The 24,576-nt window shown below is 52.4% G+C and carries 24 protein-coding genes and 1 riboswitch; of the genes, 7 read left to right on the top strand and 17 right to left on the bottom strand.

The genetic code is table 11. The features are described from left to right. Position 1: 1 nt before the first annotated feature. Both EDM57_RS05685 and pdhA read right to left on the bottom strand, forming a co-directional pair. Positions 2–985 (bottom strand): alpha-ketoacid dehydrogenase subunit beta, encoded by a 984-nt coding sequence (locus tag EDM57_RS05685; protein ID WP_122903805.1) that lies wholly within the window; start codon positions 983–985, stop codon positions 2–4. After that, on the bottom strand, positions 982–2,049 hold the full coding sequence (gene pdhA, locus EDM57_RS05680) for a pyruvate dehydrogenase (acetyl-transferring) E1 component subunit alpha (protein WP_122903804.1): 1,068 nt from the start codon (positions 2,047–2,049) through the stop codon (positions 982–984). The genes EDM57_RS05685 and pdhA overlap by 4 nt, the downstream gene beginning before the upstream one ends. A gap of 176 nt (positions 2,050–2,225) precedes the next feature. Between pdhA and EDM57_RS05675 the strand changes: the two genes are divergently transcribed. From EDM57_RS05675 to EDM57_RS05665, 3 genes are all read left to right on the top strand, one after another. Next, positions 2,226–3,635, top strand: a complete 1,410-nt coding sequence (locus tag EDM57_RS05675) for a sigma-54 interaction domain-containing protein (protein ID WP_122903803.1) — start codon at positions 2,226–2,228, stop codon at positions 3,633–3,635. A 65-nt stretch (positions 3,636–3,700) separates the two neighbouring features. Beyond that, a complete protein-coding gene (locus tag EDM57_RS05670) occupies positions 3,701–4,627 on the top strand; it encodes an aldo/keto reductase (protein ID WP_122903928.1) in 927 nt (308 codons plus the stop codon). A 106-nt stretch (positions 4,628–4,733) separates the two neighbouring features. Beyond that, positions 4,734–5,162 (top strand): VOC family protein, encoded by a 429-nt coding sequence (locus EDM57_RS05665; RefSeq protein WP_122903802.1) that lies wholly within the window; start codon positions 4,734–4,736, stop codon positions 5,160–5,162. Between the two features lie 112 nt (positions 5,163–5,274). Here EDM57_RS05665 and EDM57_RS05660 read toward each other — a convergent pair whose 3' ends face one another. Continuing rightward, positions 5,275–5,730: a GreA/GreB family elongation factor gene (locus EDM57_RS05660; protein ID WP_122903801.1), complete on the bottom strand. Its 456-nt coding sequence runs from the start codon at positions 5,728–5,730 to the stop codon at positions 5,275–5,277. Between the two features lie 152 nt (positions 5,731–5,882). Beyond that, positions 5,883–7,796 (bottom strand): putative bifunctional diguanylate cyclase/phosphodiesterase, encoded by a 1,914-nt coding sequence (locus EDM57_RS05655; protein ID WP_170163398.1) that lies wholly within the window; start codon positions 7,794–7,796, stop codon positions 5,883–5,885. 388 nt (positions 7,797–8,184) lie between these two features. Here EDM57_RS05655 and EDM57_RS05645 point away from each other — a divergent pair, with 388 nt between their 5' ends. Then, positions 8,185–8,616, top strand: a complete 432-nt coding sequence (locus tag EDM57_RS05645) for a hypothetical protein (protein ID WP_246005746.1) — start codon at positions 8,185–8,187, stop codon at positions 8,614–8,616. 56 nt (positions 8,617–8,672) lie between these two features. Here the strand turns inward: EDM57_RS05645 and EDM57_RS05640 are convergent, their stop codons facing one another. After that, the gene (locus EDM57_RS05640; protein ID WP_122903798.1) at positions 8,673–9,599 is read right to left on the bottom strand and encodes a phosphotransferase family protein; all 927 of its coding nucleotides are present in this window, start codon (positions 9,597–9,599) and stop codon (positions 8,673–8,675) included. Between the two features lie 248 nt (positions 9,600–9,847). Next, positions 9,848–10,051, bottom strand: a complete 204-nt coding sequence (locus EDM57_RS05635; protein ID WP_122903797.1) for a cold-shock protein — start codon at positions 10,049–10,051, stop codon at positions 9,848–9,850. 419 nt (positions 10,052–10,470) lie between these two features. On the opposite strand from EDM57_RS05635, the gene EDM57_RS05630 reads away from it, so the two are divergent. Together EDM57_RS05630 and EDM57_RS05625 are read left to right on the top strand one after the other, a co-directional pair. Next, positions 10,471–10,815, top strand: a complete 345-nt coding sequence (locus tag EDM57_RS05630) for a rhodanese-like domain-containing protein (RefSeq protein WP_122903796.1) — start codon at positions 10,471–10,473, stop codon at positions 10,813–10,815. Positions 10,816–10,899: 84 nt separating this feature from the next. After that, positions 10,900–11,054: riboswitch (cyclic di-AMP (ydaO/yuaA leader) on the top strand. Positions 11,055–11,061: 7 nt separating this feature from the next. Beyond that, on the top strand, positions 11,062–11,760 hold the full coding sequence (locus EDM57_RS05625) for a CAP domain-containing protein (RefSeq protein WP_122903795.1): 699 nt from the start codon (positions 11,062–11,064) through the stop codon (positions 11,758–11,760). Between the two features lie 89 nt (positions 11,761–11,849). Here EDM57_RS05625 and EDM57_RS23215 read toward each other — a convergent pair whose 3' ends face one another. The 3 genes from EDM57_RS23215 to def form a co-directional block, all read right to left on the bottom strand. Continuing rightward, complete coding sequence (locus EDM57_RS23215; RefSeq protein ID WP_170163397.1) at positions 11,850–12,008, bottom strand: hypothetical protein; 159 nt, start codon at positions 12,006–12,008, stop codon at positions 11,850–11,852. 117 nt (positions 12,009–12,125) lie between these two features. Then, positions 12,126–13,136: a homoserine dehydrogenase gene (locus EDM57_RS05620; RefSeq protein WP_122903794.1), complete on the bottom strand. Its 1,011-nt coding sequence runs from the start codon at positions 13,134–13,136 to the stop codon at positions 12,126–12,128. Between the two features lie 42 nt (positions 13,137–13,178). Beyond that, positions 13,179–13,709 (bottom strand): peptide deformylase, encoded by a 531-nt coding sequence (def, locus tag EDM57_RS05615; protein WP_122903793.1) that lies wholly within the window; start codon positions 13,707–13,709, stop codon positions 13,179–13,181. Positions 13,710–13,895: 186 nt separating this feature from the next. Here def and EDM57_RS05610 point away from each other — a divergent pair, with 186 nt between their 5' ends. Then, a complete protein-coding gene (locus EDM57_RS05610; protein ID WP_122903792.1) occupies positions 13,896–15,203 on the top strand; it encodes an aminotransferase class I/II-fold pyridoxal phosphate-dependent enzyme in 1,308 nt (435 codons plus the stop codon). A 121-nt stretch (positions 15,204–15,324) separates the two neighbouring features. Here EDM57_RS05610 and EDM57_RS05605 read toward each other — a convergent pair whose 3' ends face one another. The 8 genes from EDM57_RS05605 to EDM57_RS05570 form a co-directional block, all read right to left on the bottom strand. Further along, positions 15,325–16,224 (bottom strand): DMT family transporter, encoded by a 900-nt coding sequence (locus EDM57_RS05605; protein WP_122903791.1) that lies wholly within the window; start codon positions 16,222–16,224, stop codon positions 15,325–15,327. A gap of 147 nt (positions 16,225–16,371) precedes the next feature. After that, positions 16,372–17,556: an acyltransferase gene (locus tag EDM57_RS05600; protein WP_246005745.1), complete on the bottom strand. Its 1,185-nt coding sequence runs from the start codon at positions 17,554–17,556 to the stop codon at positions 16,372–16,374. 146 nt (positions 17,557–17,702) lie between these two features. After that, on the bottom strand, positions 17,703–18,863 hold the full coding sequence (locus EDM57_RS05595; protein WP_122903789.1) for a Ger(x)C family spore germination protein: 1,161 nt from the start codon (positions 18,861–18,863) through the stop codon (positions 17,703–17,705). Beyond that, positions 18,860–19,618, bottom strand: a complete 759-nt coding sequence (locus EDM57_RS05590) for a YqjF family protein (protein WP_122903788.1) — start codon at positions 19,616–19,618, stop codon at positions 18,860–18,862. The genes EDM57_RS05595 and EDM57_RS05590 overlap by 4 nt, the downstream gene beginning before the upstream one ends. Before the next feature lie 38 nt (positions 19,619–19,656). Beyond that, on the bottom strand, positions 19,657–21,069 hold the full coding sequence (locus tag EDM57_RS05585; protein ID WP_122903787.1) for an FMN-binding glutamate synthase family protein: 1,413 nt from the start codon (positions 21,067–21,069) through the stop codon (positions 19,657–19,659). Positions 21,070–21,136: 67 nt separating this feature from the next. Beyond that, positions 21,137–22,324, bottom strand: a complete 1,188-nt coding sequence (locus EDM57_RS05580) for a Ger(x)C family spore germination protein (RefSeq protein ID WP_122903786.1) — start codon at positions 22,322–22,324, stop codon at positions 21,137–21,139. Continuing rightward, a complete protein-coding gene (locus EDM57_RS05575) occupies positions 22,321–23,427 on the bottom strand; it encodes a GerAB/ArcD/ProY family transporter (protein WP_122903785.1) in 1,107 nt (368 codons plus the stop codon). The genes EDM57_RS05580 and EDM57_RS05575 overlap by 4 nt, the downstream gene beginning before the upstream one ends. A gap of 6 nt (positions 23,428–23,433) precedes the next feature. Then, positions 23,434–24,576, bottom strand: a complete 1,143-nt coding sequence (locus EDM57_RS05570) for a GerAB/ArcD/ProY family transporter (RefSeq protein ID WP_122903784.1) — start codon at positions 24,574–24,576, stop codon at positions 23,434–23,436.

The following is a 24,576-nucleotide window of genomic DNA, read 5'->3' as shown; positions in this document are numbered from 1 at the left end:
GCTAAAACGTAAGCGTTTCCAAAATGCCGCTCTTGACGCGTGCCGGCGTCGGCAAATAATCGTCCTCGATGCTAAACTGCGGAACAGGCACGTCAAAGCCTGTAATCCGTTTCACCGGAGCCTTCAAGTAAATCAGCGCCTCATCGTTGATGATCGAGATGATTTCCGCTCCGATGCCTGCTGTCTTGTGCGCCTCGTGGACGACGACAGCGCGCCCGGTCTTTTTGATCGATTGGACAATCGTGTCGCGATCGAGCGGGTAAATCGTCCGCAAGTCCACGACTTCACAGCTTGCTCCCTGCTCACGCTCCATCTGCTTTGCCGCTTCCTCCGCTACGCGCAGCATGGCCCCCCAGGCAAAAATGGAAATATCCGTTCCTTCCCGTACCACTTTTGCTTTCCCGATTGGGACGCGATACATTTCTTCGGGAACTTCTTCCTTGAAGGCCCGGTACAGCTTGGTCGGCTCCAAAAAGATGACCGGGTCGGGATCTTCCATGGCCGCGATCAGCAAGCCTTTGGCATCATACGGCGTGCCCGGAGCGACTACCTTCAGCCCCGGTACGTGGGCAAAAAACGTCTCGACGCTCTCGGAGTGCAGTTCCGGCCCGCGAATGCCGGCTCCGTATGGGGTGCGAATGACCATCGGTACATGGTACTGGCCGCGTGTCCGGTAACGCATCCGCGCAGCATGGGACACAATCTGCTCAAAGCCGGGATATATAAAGGCCAGAAACTGAATCTCGACAACCGGAATCAGCCCGTTCATGGCAAGCCCGATGGCTGCCCCGATGATGCCTGCCTCGGACAGCGGCGTATCGACGACGCGGTTCGCCCCGTATTTGTGAATCAAATCTTCGGTCGCGCGAAAAACCCCTCCGTTCACACCGACGTCCTCACCGAGCAACATGACGCGCGAATCTTCTGCCATCTTTTGGTCCATTGCTTCCGTAATTGCCTGAATCATCGTCAGTTTGCGACTCATGCCGGGATGTCCTCCTTCTTCGCTGGTTTTGCAAGCTCCCCTTCCTGCTCCACTGCCATCCAGACAGGCTCTGCGTACACATGCTTGAACATGTCTTCTGGACGGGACTTCGGATAGCTCTCAGCTTCTACCAGTGCTGCATCGATCTGTTCATTTGCCCGGGCGATCAGCTCCGCTTCCTTGGCCTCGTTCCACAGCCCGCGACGGACGAGGAATGTGTGCAGCCGCTGGATCGGATCGCGCTCGCTTCTCCACTCTTCCGCCAGTTTTTCCTGATCGCGGTACTTTTTCGGATCGTCTGCGGTCGTATGAGCACCGTACCGGTATGTCACCGCTTCAATCAAGGTTGGCCCCTGGCCGTTCAACGCCCGTTCCACCGCTTCTTTCACGGTTAGCCAGACCGCGAACACATCGTTGCCGTCGATGCGCACGCCCGGAATGTCATAGGCGACCGCACGTTGCGCAATCGTTTTCGAAGCAGATTGTTGGGAAAAAGGCACGCTAATCGCATAGCCGTTGTTTTGACAGAAGAAGATCGTCGGCGTCTGGAACACCCCTGCGAAGTTGAGCGCTTCGTGGAAGTCGCCCTCCGACGTCGCCCCGTCGCCGAAGTAGGCCAGGCTGACATGCTTTTCGTTTTGCAACTTGCTCGCCCATGCTGTGCCCACTGCATGCACCATTTGTGTCGCAATCGGTACGCATGGCGGCATGATATTCAATCCTTCCGGGCTGATGCTCCCTTCCATATGGCCCATCCAGTACAAAAATACGCGGGCCATGGATTGTCCGTGCACAATCGCCGCTGCATGATCGCGGTAAGTGGGGAACAGCCAGTCACCAGGCTTGAGTGCCATCGCGCTGCCGACCTGCGAAGCCTCCTGTCCTTCGAAAGGAGCGTACGTTCCCATCCGGCCCTGGCGCTGCAAATGAATCGACTTGCGGTCAAACAGACGCACCCGCACCATATGTTCATACATGTTTATCATCACAGATTCGTCCAGTCGCCCGTTGATCGGCTCTGTCAACTCTCCCGCAGGAGTCAATACCTGATATAATGAAGACATGTAACATCCCTCGCTTTTTCGCATAGTTATCCATAAGTATTAGCAAACTGCGTGCCAATCGCTTGAAAGCGGTTTCTTCATACCGGATGCTGTCGTTGATTATTTTTGCATATGCATTTTTGCGCATCGATGCTCAATTCTGATTATTTTGCAAACAAGCAACAAGGGGGTACACCATGTATCAGACCAGGTTTTTTCAAGGAAGCGACAATACGGAGCTCGTCCAGCTGATTATGACCATCTTCAAAACCTCGCACGACGGCCTGGCGATCTGTGATCGCAACGGCTATGTACTCCTGTACAACGACGCATATTTGAGCATAACCGGAATTCCAGCTGATATTCTGAACAACTTCAGCTATATTGAACAAAAAGAAATGCACATCGTTCCCGACTCCTCTGCCGCAAGAGCGATCGCGACCAAGCAGACGCACAGCGTCGTGATTCATTACGCCAACGGCCGGACGGCGATCAATACGGCGACACCCCTGCTCGACCAAAACGGGGAACTGCTGTTTGTCGTCGGCAATGTCCGCGATATTACCGAGCTGAACAAGCTGCAGCAGGAGCTGGAGGAAACGCGGCAGATCAATTCAACCTTCCAACGCGCCCTGGAGCAGATTCAAAACGACATCGACTCCGGGGGCCAGATCATCTACCGCAGCAGCCTGATGCACCGGATCGTCTCGCTGGCCAATCGCTTTGCGGCCAACGATTCCCCGATTTTGCTGCTCGGCGAGTCCGGGGTCGGCAAGGACGTTTTGGCCAATTACATTCACGCGCAGAGCGGGCGCTCGGGCGAGTTTATCAAAATCAACTGCGGGGCCATCCCCGATCATCTGCTGGAATCGGAACTGTTCGGCTACGAAAAAGGCGCGTTCACCGGAGCGAGCCAGGCGAAGGAGGGTTTGTTTGAGCTGGCGCACAGCGGTACGATCTTTCTCGACGAGATTGGCGATTTGCCGTTTCCTTTGCAGGTCAAGCTCCTGAATGTTTTGCAGGACGGAAAAATCAGACGGCTGGGCGGAAAAACGTCGCGCCAGGTAAACATGCGCATCATCGCCGCCACCAACAGCAACCTGGAAGCGATGGTCGAGCAAAAACAGTTTCGTCAGGACTTGTATTACCGGCTGAACGTGCTGTCGCTGACCATCCCGCCGCTGCGCGAACGGCGCGAGGATATTCCGGCGCTCATTTTCTACTATTTAAAAAAGCTGGAGTGGAAATACCAGCAGGAAATGCGGCTCGAAACCGACGCGCTCGAAGCACTCGTCGACTACGACTGGCCGGGAAACGTCCGCGAGCTGAAAAACGTCGTGGAACGTTCCTACCACATGTGCGAAAACGGCCGCATCACGTACGACCAGCTTCCCGCCTCGATTCGCAGCTCGCAGCACAGCTCACTTCCGCTTCACCTGGCCAAGCTGGAGCAGCCGATCACGCTCAAGGAAGCGGTCGAAAGGTTCGAGCGGGAATACATTCAGCGCGTATTGAAAGAAACAAGCACAATGCAGGAGTGTGCCGACAAGCTCGGCGTCAATATCTCGACGCTTGTGCGCAAAAAGCGCGGGCTTGGAATCAAATAGCGGCAGGGAGAACAATCGCGATTGCCGAAACAATCATGGAGCAAAAAGTGGATGGAGGAATGGACGTGAAGTATTTTTCGATCAAAAACACTGAACTACATGCTTCCAACATGATTATGGGCAACATGCGCCTCACCCAGCTTTCCCTTACGGAAGCGGAAAAATTGATTCGCACGGCGCTTGAAGAAGGAATCAATCTGTTTGACCATGCAGATATTTACGGGGATGGCCGCTGTGAGGAGCACTTTGCCGCAGCCATCCAAATGAGCCCTGCGATACGCGAAAAAATGATTTTGCAGAGCAAGTGCGGCATTCGCGCCAAGGAAAACTACTACGATTTTTCCAAGGAGCATATTCTCGCCTCGGTCGACGGGATATTGAAACGGTTGAAAACAGAATATTTGGATATTCTGCTGCTCCATCGCCCCGATCCGTTGATGGAGCCGGAGGAAGTCGCGGAGGCTTTTCAGAAATTGCAAGAACAGGGCAAGGTCAACTATTTCGGAGTGTCCAACCATAACCCGGCGCAAATTGCGCTGCTGCAAAAGTTCCTGCCGCAAAAGCTCGTCATCAATCAAATCCAGTTCAGTATCGTGCACACACCCGTGATCGATTCCGGCATCACGCTGAACATGAAAACAGACCAATCGCTCAACCGCGACAGCAGCATTCTGGAATACTGCCGCTTGCACGACATCACGCTGCAAGCGTGGTCGCCGTTCCAGCACGGCGTGTTCAAAGGCCCGTTTCTCGGCGATTTGATCCATTTTCCTGAGCTGAACAAGGTGATCGACAGCATCGCAGAAAAATACGGAGTAACAAGCACCGCCATCGCCGTTGCCTGGATCACCCGCCATCCGGCGAATATTCAGGTGGTGCTCGGAACGACCAATGTGCATCGGCTCAAGGACGCTTGCAAAGGGGCCGACCTGACCTTGACCCGTGAGGAATGGTACCGCATCTACAAAGCGGCTGGCAACCTCATTCCCTAGCGTTTTGTCCTGACTGTTCCTTTCAACAGCCTGTCACGTATATTTACCAGGAAATATTTCCATCATAGGAGAGATCAAAAAACATCACCGACAAGGAGGAACGTACATGCCTGTCCACGCCTACCTCACCTTCAACGGCAATTGCCGGGAAGCGGTCCAGTTTTACGCGCAAGTATTCCAGACGGAAGCACCGCAGATCATGACCTATGGCGAGGCGCCGCAAGACCCGAATTATCCGCTGCCGGAAGAAGCGAAAAATCTCGTCATGCACACACGGCTTCTCATCAGCGGAAGCCCGGTCATGTTTTCCGATGCGTTTCCCGGAATGCCGTATTCAGCGGGAACGAATTTCAGCCTGGCGGTCATCAGCGACAATCACGACGAGTTGAAAGGCTACTTTGATAAACTGAAAGAAGGCGGGACGGTCCGCATGGAGTTGCAAGAAACTTTCTGGAGCAAAGCCTACGGCAGCCTCGTCGACAAGTTCGGCATTGAGTGGCAATTCAATTGCGGCGATGGGCAAAATGCCAAGTAGACAGAGGATGATGTCCTCTGTCTTTTTTGGTTGCCAGTCACGCCAACATTTTGTTGGGAAAAGAAAAGGCACTAACCGGACTGTTAGCACCTTTTTTCCTTTCCCATGACGATTACATTGAAAAATCGCCCATATATGTAAAGCTTATCTCCCGCACCTGCACCTGCTGCCTGCCGACCGGACTCTCCAGATCAAGCAAATCGTTCGGAGCAGTCAGCAGCAGTTGTCTGCCGATGGGCGACAAGAATGAAATTCTGTTGTTATCCGGATCAATATCAGTGGGGTACACCACCGTAAATGATTCCTCAAAGCCATCCTCTTCAAATCGCACCTTCACGCTGCTGCCAAGCAAAGTCACTGATTTCAGCGATGCAAGCAAAGCGCTGTCGTCTTGGGCAAGCAACTGTTCCAGCGTCTGCTTGTAGCGCTGGATCATTTCATCAATCGTTTGTTTCTCTCTTCCATAATCGCGGACATAATGATCGAAAAAGAGCGAATATTGCTCATCAAAAAATACAAGCTGGTTAATCAGATGCTTTCTCGTCCCTTGCAAAACACTATGGTTCATAATAAATGTCACCCCCCAGTTGTTTTTCATGGACGAGTTTGATAAACGCCTTGTTTTCCAATGAAAATACCTCCTTAGAAAAATAAGCCCCCGAAGGGACTCTCTTTATTGTATCAGGAATTGCAAGATGATTCCATTCCATACATCCGCTCTCACTCTCGCAGAATAGATCGGGACTGTCTGTACGGGACAAAAAAAGTCTCTTCTACTTCTGTTGCTGGCAGCGGTCGGCTGAAATAATAGCCCTGAATTTCCTTGCAGGCGTTTTCTGTCAAGAAATCGAGCTGACCCTGTGTTTCGATTCCTTCCGCGATCACTTCCATATTCAGATGCTTCGCCATGGCGATGATCGTCGCCACAATCGCCTGGTCACTCGCATTTTGCGTAATATCGGTGATGAAGGAGCGATCAATTTTCAGCCTGTGAATGGGCAGTTGCTTGAGATAGCTCAAAGAACTGTATCCGGTCCCAAAATCGTCGAGACTGATTCTTACCCCAAAATCGTTCAGCTTGTTGAGAATTTCCGTGGACAGATCCGGGTCCATCATCATGCTCTCGGTAATTTCCAGTTCCAGATATTTCGCTTCCAGTCCGGTTTCCTCCAGGATGTCGCGAATGGATTCAACCAGATTCGCCTGGTGGAACTGCCGCGAGGACAAGTTGACAGATACTGGGATGAGCGGGCCGCCTGCATCGTGCCATTCTTTCATCTGTCGGCAAGCTTCCCGCAGTGCCCATGTTCCGATGTCGTAGATAAGCCCGGTTTCCTCCGCCAGCGGAATAAAAAGGCCGGGCGAAAGCATCCCTTTTGTCGGGTGATTCCAGCGAACAAGCGCTTCCACGCCGATTACTTCATTGCTGAGCGCCTGTACCTGCGGCTGGTAATGCAGCGTGAGCTCATTCTCCTTGATCGCCTTGCGCAAGTCGCTTTCCATCTCGAAGCGCAGCAGCAGTTGATTGTCCAGCTCGTTGGAGAACAACTGGTAGCCGTTCTTGCCGTTTTTCTTTACCTCGTACATGGCTGCGTCAGCATTTTTCAGCAATTCTTCGACAGTTGTGCCGTGATCGGGATAAATGGCTATACCGATGCTGGCTGAGACATAATAATCGATGCTCTGCAGTCGGTACGGAACCTCAATCTCCTTGACGGCCTGCTCCGCCAGTTCCGTAAAATTCCGGTCGGAGGACACGTTTTTGCAAATCAGCGTAAACTCGTCCCCGCCCATTCGCGCAATCGTGACGTCAAAGCCTTCCGTGCTTTTGCGAATGCGGTTGCTGACCTCTTGCAAAAAACGATCTCCGTACGTGTGTCCAAGCGAATCGTTAATCAGTTTGAACCGATCAATGTCCACCACGAGCACAGCAAAACGGGAATCATCCTCCGCGCTTTGTTCAATCGTCTTCTGCAGCGTCTGATGCAGCATCCTCCGGTTTGGCAAGCCAGTCAAGTCATCGTGAAGCGCGTGGTATTCAATAATCGCTTTCGATCGTTGCTCTTCCATCCGCGTCTGAATCTCGTAGGCTTCCAGCACCAACTGCTGTTCAAGGCTGAGCAGCTTGGTGACAGCCTGGGCAAGAGCGGAGCAATCCGGGCGAATGCCTTGCAATCCGTCGACGATGCGAAGCAGCGTGCTCAGCAGGTTTTGAAACGCGCCCATGTACCACTTCGAGGGCAACCCGATCTTTTTGTGCACCGTGGCAATGCGCATCCGTTTTTCGATAAAAGCTTCATCGATGCGCCCGTTGAACATTTCCATGAGGTGGTGGGACAATGTTTGACGCAGGTGGTTGACCGTTGTATGGCTCGTAATAATTTCCTTTAACGAATCCACATGCAGAATCGATTCATAGAACGACGCTGTGATCTGCTCAATTTGTGCCACTACCACCGGGCGAAGCTCTGCAATCAGCTCCAGGTCTTTTTGCGTCAAATTAATCATGTTCATTTGAGCCAAAACTTCTGGATTTCCTTTCAAAGAGATGCCGGGAGAATCATCGTTTTGTGGAATCGAAGATTTGCTGCATGAATGGCAATCGTTCTGCGAAAGATGAGAGAAATGATCCATTCCACTAAACTCCTTTGCTGCCTGAACCAAAAATTTTGGACTCATGCCAAGTTGTCATGTTTACACATTCGACATGTTTCAACATTTCCCTTTCATCATTAGCCATATGCTGTCCAAGAATGTTACAATATTCCAAACAATTCAACTCTTTTTGTGCAAGCTGCTCATGGGCCGCCCGGAATGCGGCGACCGCCATTTGCGCTTCGCAGGATAGCTGGTAGCCGCTTAATCCGTCGTAGAAGCCTCGCTTATCCGATTTCACCGCTTTCTATCAGAAATGGTTCCTCGTCCCATTACGTTCGCCGTTTCAAATGGAGACGAGACTCAATATTGTAGTATTGTCCCACTATTTAAACAACAAGAAATGGAGTGATCTGGGATGTCTGAAATGGAGTTCGAAAGCACCAACAATTTCGGGGGAGAACGACCAAGAAGAACGACCGTCCGCACTACCGGTATCCTGCAAAACAACCTTAACACTACTCTCACTGCGCACATCGATTTGGTCAACCTCAATGACGAACCGGTTGAAGTGCGTGTGCAGGTTCTGAACTGGGGCACAGCCGTTACACAAACAAACCCGCTCGGTACACTGCTTGACGTCACCCAAACTCTCGCCGCCAACACACGGACTGCACTCAATGCGGCAGTTACTGCGACGAACCACTACGAAGTGCGCCTGATTGTCGGCCGCAACGGCAACCGTGAAAATGTACTGCTGACCACATACGGCCGTACTTCCATCGGCGGTGGTCAAGTCAACGGTCTGTCTGTTCTGCCCAGCCAGCTGCTCACTGTAGAAATCGACGGCTGTCTGTAATTCTCGCTTCCCCTCTACAAAGAACTATGGATTCGCTTCCATAGTTCTTTTTTTTCTTATTTGATCCAGCTATACCAGCGCGGGATGAGTCTCGTAAACGCATCGTGTTCTTCAACAATAGTCTCAATCCGCTTCATCATGTCCGGCAACAGCTCGGGGATTGTCCGCTCTGTCCAGATGAGCGAGGAAAATATAGCCATCGCCGTGTACACGTTGTAAAGCGTCCAGAAAGAGTCGGGAATCTCTTGCTGATTCCAATAGCCTGCCAGTTGCCCATTGCAAAACGGAATACTTGCTTCTTTGCTGTAAAAAGCGAGCTTGACGAACTCATGCACCGGGTCGCCCCAGTCGTAGCGATTAAAGTCGATCACGGCCGCGTAGCTGTGGTTGTGAACGATCAGGTTTCCAACGTGAAAATCGTCATGCAAAAAGCCGTTCGGCCGTCCCGCGAGCTCTGACAAGTGCCGTTCAATGAATGCCAAAATGCGTTCGTCATCTTTGAACTGCACAGCAGAGGACCTGTATGCTTCTGCATACCTTTGATGTTTCTCCACACAACGCACAGCCCAAGCCGATATTGTCGCAGGCGCTGCGAGCTGGTGCATCCGGGCCAAATCACGCCCCGCCTGGAAACCGATCTCTTGCTGCTCGCTGTCTGTGAGAGTCGGCAATACCTCCCGCGCTTCCTCGCCTTCGATGTACGAGACGATCATGTAGCAAATCCCCAGTTGTTTGCGCACGCCAAAGTCAAGCGGCTTGGAAGCTCTGACCCCAAAAGACTGCATGTACTGCAATACAGCAAACTCCTTTTCTTTTTGCTCCGCCTGCTCGTAACGGGCCATTCGCAGGACAACCGAACCGCCTTCCGCCAAGTCGACGCGATACTTCCGATCCGTTGAATGTCCTTTTCTGATTTCGGCGACGCTTTCGGCCTGTTGCAACAACGGAACCGTTTGCTGTAATGGCAACAACCACTCTTCCACCTCGTTCACTCCTCCGCTCTATTTGATGTAAACAGCATCCAGTAGAAAAAAAGACGCCAGGAAAAATTTTCCGACGTCTACAAAATTTTAGCGGACAGTCCAGTTGCCGTCAATGACAAGCTCCGCGCGTCAACCCGAAGCCCAATCATCTTGGTTCACGACCAGTTACCCATCCGTTTCGGTTAAAACAATGTGGAGAAAAGAAAAAAACTGCCCGCTGACGGACAGTTTCTTTTTCTTAAGGAGACTTACAGTTTTACTACGTTCTCCGCTTGAGGACCACGGTTGCCAGTTACAATGTTGAACTCAACGCGTTGGCCTTCTTCCAAAGTTTTGAAGCCTTCACCTTGGATTGCGCTGTAATGTACGAATACATCGTCTCCGCCTTCTACTTGAATGAAACCGTAACCTTTTTCTGCGTTAAACCATTTTACTGTTCCGATCACTTGCATGAGAAAACCTCCAAAATTCAATTTGAATATGCTAGTCATATTTACCGAAGCAAATAAAGTTCACATATCATGAAGAAATACCCCATGGCAAAGCGCGATATGCCTTGATGATATGTGAAGTTGATCTACTTCGAAAAAATGAAAATATCACAAGACGGAACTGCCGTGCAAAAACCAAAACGTTTTGAAAACCTAAAACGACGAAAGCCCTTCCTCTCTTCCATCCTTGCGGCTCCGATGACCGCGCCAGTGTGAATCGGGAATTCAAAAGCGTGATCCATCAGCATTCACCTCGAAGGATAAGGCTCCATTACTCAAGTAGCAATTTCACTATAACATATCCAGAACGTAAAAATCAACCATTCCCTGCTACTCTACGAGAAAAGGAACTGCTACAATACAAGCGGGAGGGATGACAAATGCAAAAAGACACCTGGACGAAACAAGAAGTAATCGAGCTATTGGAAAAACGTACACCCGTGCTTATCCTTGACGTCCGCGACGAGGCAAAATTCCAGGCAGGCACTCTCACAAGCGAATTTGCCGCAACCAAAAACGTTCCTTATGTGCACATGCTTGAACAAGACAAGCCCTTAGATGAAGAAACAGATTCTGTGGCGAAAAACGCGCAGATCATTACCGTCTGTACGTCGGGAAACAAGGCGCAAAAAGCGGCTGCTCTATTGCGCCAGCACGGATATGAAGCCAAAGCGCTGCTCGGTGGATTGACAGCGTGGAACGAGCCTGAGAACGAGGACGAATAAGCCTAGTAGTTCCAGCGTTTCCAGCGGTTTGGCAGATATTACTCCTTTATTTCGGGCGGGATTGTCTGATATTCTGGTTCATGCCAAACCAACAAGCCGAAACTTCCTGCGAATGGAAGTGCGGGGGATCTTTTTGTGGGTCACGTGCCCACTAAGGGGTGAATCGCTCGAAGGAGCGTAGGGTTGTTTCCTCAATCCGAATCCGACAACTAACCTCGTAGGCCAAAAAAAGGAGACGATGTGAATATGAAACGTATTGGAGCTGCTGCCATCGCGATGACTCTGGGATTGGGCTTGGCTTTGACTGGATTTACCCCATCTGCATCCGCTGCGGCAAATTGCCCGGTACCAGCAACTGGCACGCAATACCAATTCCAATATCAATGGATTCCATATATGGGTCAGCTTCCTTTTGCACCAAATGCGCAGCAACAACAGCCTGTTTCACCCGTGAATCCTGCACCTGTGCAAAAGCAGCCAGTGCAAAAACAAGCGCAACCAACACCGCAAGCTCCGGCCAAACCGGCCCAGAACGTCACGCCGACTGTTCCAGCGAACCAGACAGGACAGGTACAAGCTGGCGACTTCGCCAAGCAGGTTGCTGATCTGGTGAACCAGGAACGCGCCAAAGCAGGACTTGCGCCTGTGACAATGGATGCGGCCCTGTCCAAAGTAGCGCTCGCCAAGGCAGCGGACATGGCAAACAACAACTACTTTGACCACAACAGCCCAACGTACGGCTCTCCGTTTGACATGATGAAGCAATTCGGCATTTCCTTCATGACAGCAGGAGAAAATATTGCCATGGGTCAGCGTACTCCGCAAGAAGTGATGACCCAGTGGATGAACAGTGAAGGCCACCGCAAAAATATCATGAACCCGGCATTCACCAAGATTGGTGTCGGCTACACGAACGGTTACTGGGTTCAGGAATTCATCGGATAAAAACATGGCTGCGCCAAGCATCGCGTAGCCTCGTACACGAAAGCCGGGTATCTCTTTTCGAAAAAGAGGCCCGGCTTTTTCGTGTGGAGCTATCCTTGCTCCGTATTTGCCGCGTTTTTCGCTTTGAGGGTACAGCCGCAGTCTTTCTGCTCCTCAAACAGAGCGACGTCCTTTTGGTTCATCTCCTGCTTGGTTGGATAGGCAGAGACTTGTTGCAGTTCGGCATTGACATCAGACGATTGCTTCATCCGTATAGTCCCCCTCGCTGCTATTTGTGCGTGGCACGTTTCTAGTATGCGCGAAAACAAAGCCGAATCATGCCTGCCGATCGCTGGAAGCGGCAGATGGCGGTGCAAACATCCCTGCTATCTGCCTAGCAAATGCTCCAGGTCTTTCAACGCTGCTGCCGCTGCTGCAACAGGGTCCGACTTTCCTCCCACTACCAGCAGTTCACCCATGACGTCTGTTTCTACCCGGATGGCTTTTGTCGTTTGGTTTACCCTGGCAAAAGGGTGCGTGGCCTCAACTGCGACAAGCTCAACTGCTGCCTTTACGCCGTCTGCTGTCCGTCTGATCGTGCCAATCAGTTTTGGTACTTGACCAGCGCGTTTCCACCCCGCGATCTGTTCCAGGGACAAGTCGCGCACGCTCGCTCGCGGAATGTCGGATAGGTTGACTTTTGCGTCAAATACGGCGTTGGCCAAAATGGCGATTTTTGATGCGGTATCCCAGCCGTCGATGTCGTAGGTCGGGTCCGGTTCGGCGATGCCCATTTTTTGCGCCCGGCGAATCGCTTCCTCGCTCGTGATGCCTTCCTCCATGACGCTCGTTAACACAAAGTTGGTCGTTCCCGTAAAAATGCCCTCAACGTGCTTGATTTCACAGCCCGCCAGATTGTAGGTGAACAAGTCGATCGTAGGCAATGCAGCGGCTGTTGCGCCGCTGATTTTCAACTGTACGCCGTTTGCTTGCGCCAGGGCCGACAAGCCTCTGTAGTCGACGACGAGCGCGCCTTTGGACACAGCAATCGCGTGCATGCCGCCCGCAAGCGCCTGACGGATGTAGCGAAGGCCCGGCCCTCCTGTCTTTGCATCAGACGGTCCGGCCTCGATCAGCACATCCGCTTCTACGCTCGACAGCCACTTTTCCCCGTCCCATTCCGGCAGCTCTGGCAGACTGGACTTCGCAAGCGTTTCCAGTTGTTCTTTTGCAAGGCCATCAGGATTGTAGATCGCCCCGTTGGATCTGGCCACTCCGACCAGCCGGACGTCTGCCTGGTACAGCGTGCGGTACCTGTCCTGGCGCTGTGCGAGAAGTCGCACAATTTGCTTGCCTACTGTTCCGAATCCTGTCAGTACGATGTTCCAACGCTTCATTTGTCATTCTCCTTGCTGTCGCCAAACGATTTCGCTGCTTTTTTATGCTTTGCGGTACGTCTCTCTTTTGTAGGCCAGAATGGCATTGGCTTCCTTTTGCCTGAGCGGCTTTCCTGTTTTGGCAGAGTACAGCGCTTCGACGTGGTCGATGAACAAAATGCCTTCGAGATGGTCGATCTCGTGCTGCACACAGCGGGCAAGAAAATCTTCCGCTTCCAGAACGAACGGCTCGCCCCTGCGGTTTTGCGCCTTCACTTTTACATAGCGCGAGCGGCTGACGATCCCTACTACGCCGGGGATGGACAGGCAAGCTTCCGGGCCGACCTGCATGCCGCTCATTTCCACTATTTCCGGGTTTATCAGCTCGATCAGGCCGTTGCCGTCATCAATGACGACCAGTCTCAGCGGTACGCCGATCTGAACGGCCGACAGTCCGGCCCGCCCTTTTTTCGCGTAAAGCGTATGCTTCATGTCTTCCGCGATCATTTCCATATGAGGAGTCATGGATGAAATTCGTTTTGACCTTTCGCGCAAAATCGGATCACCAAGTCGTACGATTGTCCGTTCTGCCATCGTAATTCCCCCCCTGCCCCTTTATGTGCTTCCACCGTAGCAAAGGTTTTCGTTCCTTGTCAAAGCAATCCGTAAAAATCTGAAAAATCCCCGCCTGCTAGATGACAAATGCATGTAGATGCGCTATCTTTATTGATGAAGTTAGATGAAGTTAAACAGATGTTCCAAAGGAAGAGGGAGGCTACCATGCATTCACTGGCATCACAGCTGAATGACACGATTCAGCGGGAAAATCCACACGTTTTTGACATGCTGTCCAACATCGGCAAGCTGATTTACTTTCCAAAAGAGGGCATCCTGAGCCAATCGGCTGAAGCGAAAGCAAAAGCGAAAAAATACAACGCCACCATCGGCATTGCGCTGGAAAACGGACAACCTATGCATCTGAAGGTCATTCAAGACAAACTGTCTGCCTTCCAGCCGAAAGATTTGTATGAATACGCTCCTCCTGCCGGAAAACCTGAGCTGCGCGCAGCATGGCGGCAAAAAATGATTGAGGAACAACCTGCTCTGGCAAACTATTCCTTCAGCAACCCGATCGTCACCAATGCTCTGACACACGGGCTCAGCATCGTGGCCGACCTGTTTGCTGACAGCGGCGACAGCGTGATTATCCCGGACAAAAACTGGGAAAACTACGAACTGACCTTCTCCATCCGCCGTGGTGCCGAAATGGTCTACTATCCATTGTATAACGACGAGATGAAATTTAATGCCACCGGATTGCGCGATGCGATCCTGGCGCAAAAAGATAAAGGAAAAGCGATTGTCGTCCTGAACTTCCCGAACAACCCGACAGGCTACACGCCGGGCGCGGAAGAAGGCCGTCAAATCGTCGCAGCGCTCAAGGAAGGCGCAGAAGCTGGCATCAACATCGTTGCGGTGACAGACGATGCGTACTTTGGCCTGTTCTTCGAGGACTCTTTGCACGAGTCGCTGTTCCCAAGCCTCTACAACGTGCATCCGCGCATCCTCCCTGTAAAGGTCGACGGAGCGACCAAGGAAGAGTACGTCTGGGGCTTCCGCGTAGGCTTCATCACTTACGCTGCTCCTTCCAGCGACCTGTTGGCCGCCCTGGAGCAAAAAACGTTGGGCGTCATCCGCGCTACCATCTCCAGCGGAGCGCACCCATCGCAAACATTCGTTCTGCATGCCCTCACCTCTCCGGAGTTCAAGGCGCAGAAGCAGGAAAAGTACGAAATCATGAAAAGCCGCGCCAACCGCGTGAAAAAACTGCTCGACAGCGGAAAGTACGACGACGCCTGGAGCTACTATCCGTTCAACTCCGGCTACTTCATGTGCCTCAAGCTGAAAACCGTCGATGCGGAAACACTCCGACAGCATCTTTTGGATCAATACGGCGTAGGCACAATCGCCCTCGGCCAGACCGATCTGCGCATCGCCTTCTCTTGCATCGAGGAAGGCAACATCGACGACCTGTTCGATTTGATCTACAGCGGTGTGAAAGATTTGGAAAAAGCCCTGGCGAAATAAAAAATTTGCGTAAGAAAAAAGCGTTTTGGCCCCGAAGCCAAAGCGCTTTTTTGCTATGGACATGTTGGTGCTCCTTATTTCCAAAGAGCGTGACCAAACCCGCAGGTACATGGTGTGGCGATTACCGTTCCAAGGTGATCCCTTTTGGCCTTGGCTGCTGTGTACCGATGAAAATGGAGGCAAGCACGAGCAGCATGCCGATGCCGTGCAGCCAGGTGAACGCTTCGTCTAAAAACAGCACAGCGACGAGCGCCGCGCTGATCGGCATCATCCCGGTAAACAAGCCGGCCTTGGACGCCTCGACCTTGGCGACTCCGTTGTACCATAAAAAGAAGGACAGGACGCTGGCCGTCACGGCATAGTAGACGAGCAGCCACCAAATATGGGCGGGAACCAGTCCCCAGTCAAAGCGAATCCCCTCCCAGGCGGCAAACGGCAAAAACATGACGAAGCTGATGACATTGATCGCGGCGGTCATTTGGAACGGCGTGATTTTGCCCGACAACCGCTTGGCGAAAATCGTGAACAACGCTTCACTCACGACAGCCAAAAAGACAAGCAGGTTGCCGAACATGCTCGCAAGCGTCTGTACGCCTGATCCACCCGTAAATGTAATCAGGGCGATGCCGCATACCGAGAGGACGATTGCTGCGACATTGTTCACCTGTAGCTTTTCCTTCAAAAGCCAAAAGGAAAAAAGCGCAATGCAGGCCGGAACTGTGCTGGTAATGATCCCTGCTGCCGTCGCGGTAGTCCATTGGACGCCGTACAGCATGCAAATACTGAACAGAAACACCCCGAAAAACGACTGCCAGAACAAAACGCTTCCCTCTTCTTTTTTCCACGACGTCTTCCACTCGCCGCGCAAGGCCAAAAGCGGCAGCAAAATGATGATCGCGATTAAAAAGCGCAGTTCGGAAAACAAAAAGACGGGGACGTGTGAAACAATTTCCTTCCCGATGGAAATGTTCATGCCTACCAATGCCATTGATAGGGCCAACTGAATGTAGGCGAAGAGCATGCGTGATCTTATCCTCCCTTCTTGCTCCTACTTTTTTCCATCCGCCACGCCCCAATTCCTTTTTCTGCGATAAAATCTCTCGCCCGTTTTCCGTCAAAGCGTGAAAACGGCTGGCAGCGAACCGCAAAACAGCTTCCCTTTTTTACGTTACCCGGCGTTTTGCAGTTGCTTTGGCGCAGGCGCGCTTACCCGTTTTTTCTCGGCTGCGCCCACGAGCAGAGCGCCAAATGGCAGCTTGCCCAGCCCGTACGACAGCAAAAACGAGACAGCCGCACAAAGGACAAAAACGACCAGGCTGCCGACGAACCCGGTGTGAAACAGCTCAACGGCGCGCAGCCCCTTCATCAAATAGGTGAGAATCAATGCGTGCAGCAAATACGCGCCGTACGAATACTTTCCGACAAGCCCGAGCAAGTGTGTCCAAGCCGCTTTCTTTTTCCCGAGCCAAAGCGCCAGGGCGTACACGCCCAAAAGCGAAGCGACGGTGTAGAAAAACATGGACGGCTTCAAGGAGGTCGCGACATTCAAATTGATCGTGCCGCTCTTGGAGTCGCGGAACAGCTCGTAGCCGATCCAGACGTACAACAGGCAAAACGCCGTCACGATCAGCGGCCAGCGCTTGCGCAGGCTGTCCCTGAAAGCCGGCAGGGCGACGGCAGCCACACCGCCGAGCAAAAAGTAGAAGAAGTAATAGAAGCTGTTGCGGTCGCGGTACTTGATAAAGTACGCTTCCAACCAGCCTCCGTCAAAATCGCCAGGGTGCGCCGGAATATAGCGGGCGGAAAACCACATCAGACCCGCATACACGCACGCAGCAACCGCACCGAGCACAAGAAAACGGATGCGGCTACTGACCAGGCGATACAAAAATCGAAACAGCTTTTGCCACAGCGGATAAAGCAAATAAAACTGGAAGATCATCACGACAAACCACAAGTGATAGGACGCCGTTCCCGTCACGAGTTTTTTGGCGACTGTCCACAAAAAGGCGCTGCCCTCGCCCAGAGGCTTCGTCTGCAACGACATGTAGATGGCCGACCAGATCCCATATGGAACCAGAATTTCCGTCACCCGCTTGCGCATAAAAGCAAGGTAGTTGACTTTTTCGTAATAGTTGTAAAACAAGACCAGTCCGGTAATGAAAATAAATGCCGGAACGGCGAATTTTAACAAATGAAACAACATTCCGTATACGATAGCAGTTTGTTCACTCAAGCCCTTCTCTCTGATAAAGACGCCGATCACATGCTGATAGACGACCGCGAGAAAGGCAAAGGCACGAATGAGGTCGAGCTCTGCTATTCGTTCTTTTCGCCCCATAGCAAGTACCATATCCTCCCTGTTTTATCGAAAAAGTGTCATTCTCCTATCTTACCGATCCGTCCTGCAGCAGGCAAGTCTGCATGCCCAAAAGACTGATGCCGTAAGCCGCGGCATCAGCCTGTGTTCTTGCCTTTTTCTGTTGGCTCGCTTCCTCATCAACGCTTTACATCGGAGTTGGGCAAGCCAGCTGGCACAGCAATCAGGCCCGTCCGTCTGACGTTGACCTTCACTTTGAAATCCACTTCGATTTCGGAAAACACCTGATTCCAGTTCTCCCGTACTGCCGCAAACTCTTTCGGGTATTTGCGATGAAACTGTCGGGCGAAATTCAGTATATCTACCTGTAACTCCTTTTGCACCTCTTGGAGCGCGAGCCGAACTTCTGATTCGATTTCTTTGCTCATGGCCGCTTCGGTCTTCGCGATCTGCTCGGGTGTGTCCAAAGTCAGTCTCGTTCCGTTTTGCACGATGAATCCCACTGTGTCGATTTCGACGAGCATCTTCCATCTGCCGTCTTCGATCCGGGGCTTCAGCCTGGTCTTTTCCCGAATCGACCTGAACGTCACTAAGCCCCGTTCCTGCGTGATCTTGCCTGTCACGGTCATGCGGAAGGCTTCGTCCCTCAGCCAGATAAGCCCTTTCGTCGTCTGGGCGGACAGGGTGCCAATCATCTTGCCGTTCCGGAAGACAGCCGTCCCCGATAAATACGGGTTTGTTTCCTTGGGCCGCTCTTCATTGGGCGGCTTCATGAGCTCCACCATCGGCAAGGCGATGGAATCTGTGCCTGCAGCAAACATTTTTTGCAGATCCAACAGCGTGACGTTAATCCCGACATGCATGTCCGACAGCTTGCGAACGACTTCGGCGGGGTATCGTTCGAGTGGCGGCATTACCTGCAGAATATCGCGCGCTTTCCCTTTGCTCACAAATACATAGGCGCGGTTGCGCGGCTCAGGGTGACGCGCAAAAAAGTCGACGAAATCGTTCAAGCCGTGCCTGGCCAGCGCTTCTCCGTAAATATACACCCTGCAATGGCCCCAAAACACTTTCCTTGGCACATTCAGCTGAACTTTTGACATCGCATCGGCAATATTGTCGCCTTTTTCCGTACGAATGATCGTCATCGCTTCCTGGGAACCATTTCCTTCACTGACTGAACGCGGGATAAACACCTGAACAGACAGCTCGATGACGTCGGGTGTAGACAAGTCGATGGCGGCTGCGGTCACGAGTGCAATATCGTTGATTTCAACGCGGTCCCAACACCCGCCAAGCAAGCACGCGCACAGGCAAAGCAAGCATACAAGCCACTTCATTGGCTCCGTTCCCCTTCAGGCAGGGAGAGTCTTTCCAGCGGCCAGATGTAGCTTTCTACCCCGCGAGCGTACACCATCAGGTCAGGCTTCTCACTGACAGTCAGGGATAACGGTGACAGCATGGAGTTTGCCTGGATATGCGCATCGGCTCTCTGCAGCATCCACGGCTCATGGTAGACGTTGGCATAGTAAAGTCTTTTTGTTTTCTTGCATTGACAAAAAAGGGTATAGCGTTCGGTCAGCCAGTGCTCCAACGTGTTTTCGCCGGCAAGAGCAGGCTCGGACACCGGCCAGTAGCTGCCGCAAAACGCAGGCGTCTTTTCCGGCCGTCGCTCCGATTGAAAATCGATGCGGGTCGCGTGGGGCCGAAAATCCATCCTCGCATGATAATAGGGTAGGCGATACCAATATTTAGCTATGCCCGTCACGAGCAAATGAGAGGTATCCAATGACAAAAAGTAGACGCCTCGTGTCGAACCTGCCTTTACATAGGTTCGTACATTGATTTCGGGGAAGGTCGTGACATACGGGACCGGAAACAGGTGACGGAGACGGACTCTGGTGAGCAGAAACGGAATGACGCTGATCCAGGCAAACCCATCATGCGTATCGAGTTCCAGCCCTGCCGGAATCAGTCCGCGCAGTGCCTTGGGCGAAACGGCCCAGTGCGCGAACAGCAAATGTTCCCACGTCTGCGTCATCCTCCAGCCTTTGTATTGTCGTTTTTCCTGTATCGGAATGATTCCCTGATTCATTCGAATCCCTCCCCAATGTCGCCCGCCGTCGGTTTTGTTCAGCTTCCCTCAGAAGACTGGAAGGCAAGCGGTACTTTCGTCACTTTGCTCGTCAACTCATCAAGGGCTACGAGATCGTCTGCTGTCACATCACGCAGTGAAGTTTTTCCCAAAGCAAGGATGGCAATCTCCATTTCGTCTACAAACGAGAGGAAAAAATTCGTCAAGTGCTTGGCAGCCCGTTCGGCGTCAAATTTGTCCTTCAACTTCCCAGGGTAATTCGTCAGCTCTGTCGGCGGCTCCCATGGGATCGCCTTTGTCACCTGATCGTGGGTCATTGCCCACAGGAGGGCCGTTCCCATAAAAATGCCGTCTGCGCCCAGAGCAATCGCCTTGAGACACTCGCCGGGAGTCGTATAGCCGCCGCCAGACAATAGCGTGATGCGCTCCTTGACCCCTCTCTCCTTCAAATACTGGACGGCACGGCACAAGGCGTAAATCGTCGGCAAGCCGAAATCGTCCTCCAAGATAGGCGGGCCGCCCTTCGTACCGGCCTGTCCGCCGTCGATGCTGATGAAATCAACGCCAGCCTGGATGGCAATTTCCAAATCCTGCTCCAGTATGGCGCTTGCACATATTTTCACGCCAATCGGAACGCCGTCTGTGATCGTGCGCAGCTTGTCCACCAGCTTGCGCAAATCTTCCGGGCTGTTGACCTCTGCATGGCGCGACGGTATGACAACCATTTCCTCACCCTCCACGCCCATGAGCTGGCTTGCCTTGCCCGTAATGAATTCAGAAGGGATAAAGCTGGCTGCCGCCGCTGTCGCACCCTGCCCGAAATGAATTTCAATCGCGTCTGCCTGCCGCAGCGTTTCCTCATCCTTGGACCACGTTCCCGAATTGTACTGAATGATGAGATGCTTGGCGTATTTTCTTTCCTCCGGCAAAAGCGGCCCTTCACCCGTATTGCTCAGGGTGCCCGCAGCAGCCGCCCCTTTTGCCATCGCGATCTTGACAGGCTCACTGATGCCAATCCCGAAGCCCATCGCCCCAGGCATGAGAGGAATATCGAGGATCAGCGGCCGTTTTGCCATAGGGCCAATCGTGATCTTCATATCCACCTCGGCGTCCTCGTTTGCTGGCAGCACCGCCAGTTGGGCCGGAGAAAAGATCAGCCCGTCGAAGTTGAGAAATTTGCGCGGACTGCCAAATGGCCGTTCAATGGCCTGCCCCGTCGTCACCCGCAAGCTGTTCTCCAACACATAGCGCGGACTCACCTTGGTCAAAGCCGACACCATCTCGAAAATATTTTCCGGATAGCGGTCCGACATCAAGCGTTTCATGAAGCGACCGAGCATCCACTGCAGCATGGGACGAAACGTGAAAAACGCCAATAGCACAAACAGGATGCCTGCAACAAGCGTTCCCACAAAGGAGCCTATTAAAAAATCCATCCATCTCCCATTCATTTCATCCACCTCCTGCGCCTTGCTGATCCCGTCTCTTTTGGTTCATACAAGCATAGCTGGTCGTGCGCTACTTCCTTTTGTCGTGGCTTCCCGGGTGTCCAACCGAATCCGTGACCAGTCCCGGACGACGGACTGTGATATGAATCTGCGTACTGACCTCGATCTGTGGATAAATTTTGTCCCAATTTTGCTTGGCTTCATGCCATTTTTGCGGATACTTCCGGTGAAAAGCGGCGGCAAAGTTGGTCACATCCGCATTCAGTTCCTTTTGCAAATGATACAAGGCCAGCTCGATGCGGGAGCGGACGTCGTCTTCCACTGCTTTTTGCACAAGAGCGTTGCTGCTCATCTCCATCATATCAAGCTTCGTGCCGTTTTCGACGATGTCTCCCTCTGCCTCGATTTTGACCAGAATGGACCACTTTCCGTCCTCAATTGCCGGTATCAGCTTCGTCTTACCCCGAATCGGCATGACGGATACCCGTCCTTGCCCTGCCGGAATCTGCACGCTGATGGAAGCGCGGATAATCTCGTCTCGCAGCCAGAGCAAGCCTCTTGTTGCCTTTGTCGACAGAACGCCAATCATTTTATCCTTGCGGAAGATCGCACTTCCCAATAGCAGCGTGTTTTCCTGAATTTGCGCCGGCTTTTCCAGCTTGCTTCCTGCCTCAATATAAGGAAGAACGACTGCCCGGGATTCTCCATTGAGCATGTTTCGAAAATCAATCAAGGTAACTGCCATGCCAAGATGCAGGCTCGCCAATTCCCGCAGCGCTTCCGCCGTGGAACGCTCCAGGAGGCTATTGTTTCCGAGATGCTCCCCTGCTTTTCCTTTGGAAACGTACAAGTAGGCGCGGTTGCGCGGCTCTGGATGGCGTACGAGAAAATCGATATGCCCGGCAATTCCGTCCTTTGCCACTGCTTCTCCAAACAAGTAAACTTTGCAATGCCCCCAAAAAATTTTTCGGGGAAGCTTGCTCTGGACCTTGGACATCGCATCGGCAATATTCTCTCCCTTTGCACTCAGGATGGTCGTAAGCGCGCGTTCCGAGCTCCCTGTCGGTCCGCCCAGCCCAGGTCCCCCCACCGCTCTCGGGATGAACACCTGGATGCTCAACACAATCTCGCTCTCTTCCGCCTTGTCCACAGCAGCCGCGGTAATAATCGCGAGGTCGTTGATTTCCGTTCGGTCCCAGCAGCCGCCAAGCAGCAGCGCACAGACAACAAGAATCAAAACGCTCCCCCACGTTCTCACCCTGATTCTGCCTCCTCTGTGCGGTTACGCTTCCCGCGCACGATCGCCCAGAGCAAAAGCCCTGCCGGAATGAAACAAAAGAACAGCACGAACAAGGCCGGAATCGCTACTGCTGCGGCTTCCTTCACGATGTAGACGCTTGGGACTCCCCAAAAGCAGAATAGCAAAATCAACATGCCGACCGGCAAAATAAGCGGCTGGTAAGATGTCAGATTCAGCCATTGTGCGGTGCCGAGCACTGTCGCATAGTAAAACATCGAGACTTTGACGTAGACGCCAATCACCCAAACCGCCATGACGGCAGAATCCATATTCTCAAAAAAATCGGCAACGTTCACATACCGGGCCGTATCCATAATCGGAAACAAGACGTTGTCGAGCGCGTCCCCCATCAAAAACAGCGTAACCATGTTCACGATCACCATCGTCAGCATGGCTCCGACTACTGCGAAAAAGGCCGACGTCGCGGCATACTTGCGGTCGGACAGGGAAGGCAGCAAGTAGGAAATCAGAAACATCTCGCTAAACCAGCCCAGTGGTATGTACGCTCCTTTTACGGACGGCAGCAGCCCTTTGTCCAAAATCGGAAGAAGATTGCCGGGGTCCAGCGCAGGGAAAACAAGCCCGATCATCATGAGCAGCGGCAAAATAAACGCCGGGAAAAACACTTGCGCCGTCCTTCCCATCACCTCGATGCCCCCTTTTACCGCAAGCGAACAGACGAGGATCAGGGCGCCCATAATGAGGACAAGCGGGGTTTCCTGCAAGAAATAAGCGATAAAATCCGCATACTCCCGCACGATGACGGCGTTTGCTTGCAGCAAGACGTACAAGTACAAGAAGCCCAGGACAGCAGCAGGAGCTTTTCCGGTGATTTCTCGCGCAAGCTCGATAATGGACATGCCGGGAAAACGCTTGTTGAGTTGGATCGCGATCCATACACTGAAAAAACCGCCGAGAGAAGCCCATAGCGGAGACAGCCACAAGTCGTTTTGCGCTTGCTGTGCCATGAGGCTTGGTCCGCTAAGCATCGCTGTGGACATGACGACTGGATAGATCAACATCCCAATCTGCAAGGCTGATATTTTTCCCGTTTCGAGCATGGTTCCTCATCCTTCTTGCTTTTCTGAATGGACACTGCCAGACGCAGCGGCGGTTTGGGCTTGGCTTTGCCGCTTGCCTTTTTTGCGCAAATAGGCGACACCAAGCAGCAGCAACGGGCAAATCGTCTGCATGAGCGGGCTGTAAAACGGGAACGAGATAACTGGCGCGTTGATATTCGGCATCGACCAGAAGCTGATCGCCGCAATAAGCATCCCGATCGGAATGACAATCGGGCGATAGTCAGACAGCTCCAGCCACTGGCTCGTCCCCAGTACAGTGGCGTAGTAAAACACGCTGATTTTGACGTACATCCCCAAAATCCAGACCGTCATGACCACCGAGTCCAGATTTTCAATGAAATCCGCTATGCTGATGTAGCGAAAGGCAGCCATGACAGGGTACAGGTAATCCGAGGACTGTCTCCCGAAGACGAGCAGGATAAAAATATTGACACCGGTCAGTACCACAGCGACCCCAAGGGTGGCGAGCATTCCTGCGCGCATGCCTTTTTCGGGATCGGTTACATACGGGAGCAAAAACGACATCAGGAACATCTCGCTAAAGTAGGCTTGGGGGATTATCGCCCCCTTCAACGCCGGCAGCAAGCCGTGCTCAAACATGGGGAAAACGAAATCGAGGTGCATGTCGCGCAGCAAAAACGGCATCAGGATCAACGGAAACAGGAAGAAAAAGAAAAAGACCTGTGCTGTCCGCCCAATCGTCTCAATCCCCGCTTTTACTCCATATACGCACACAGCGATCATCGTGAAAATCACGATGCTGATCGGCGTCTGCGGCAAAAAGTTTCCCATGATGAACTCGGCATAATTGCGGACGATGAGGCCCGTGATGTGAAGGTAAAAAAACAGCAGAAGCAGTCCGAAAATTTTTCCCGGAACCTTGCCAATGATGTCTGGGCTGTATTGGATAACCGTTTGCTGCGGATACAGCCTGTTTAATGAAAAGACGATAAACACTGTCAAAAATCCGATCAATGATGCCAGTATGGGCGATAGCCACAAGTCGTTTTGCGCGTACTTGCCCGTAAGGCTCGGAACTGAAATCACAGTTGAGGCCACGATGACCAAGAACAACATTTTGCTCATTTGAGAGGAAGAAATTTTTCCCTGTTCCAGCAATCGCCCCAC

This window comes from Brevibacillus gelatini (assembly GCF_003710935.1).
Lineage (GTDB): Bacteria > Bacillota > Bacilli > Brevibacillales > Brevibacillaceae > Brevibacillus > Brevibacillus gelatini.
This window is presented reverse-complemented; position numbering and strand designations above follow the sequence as displayed.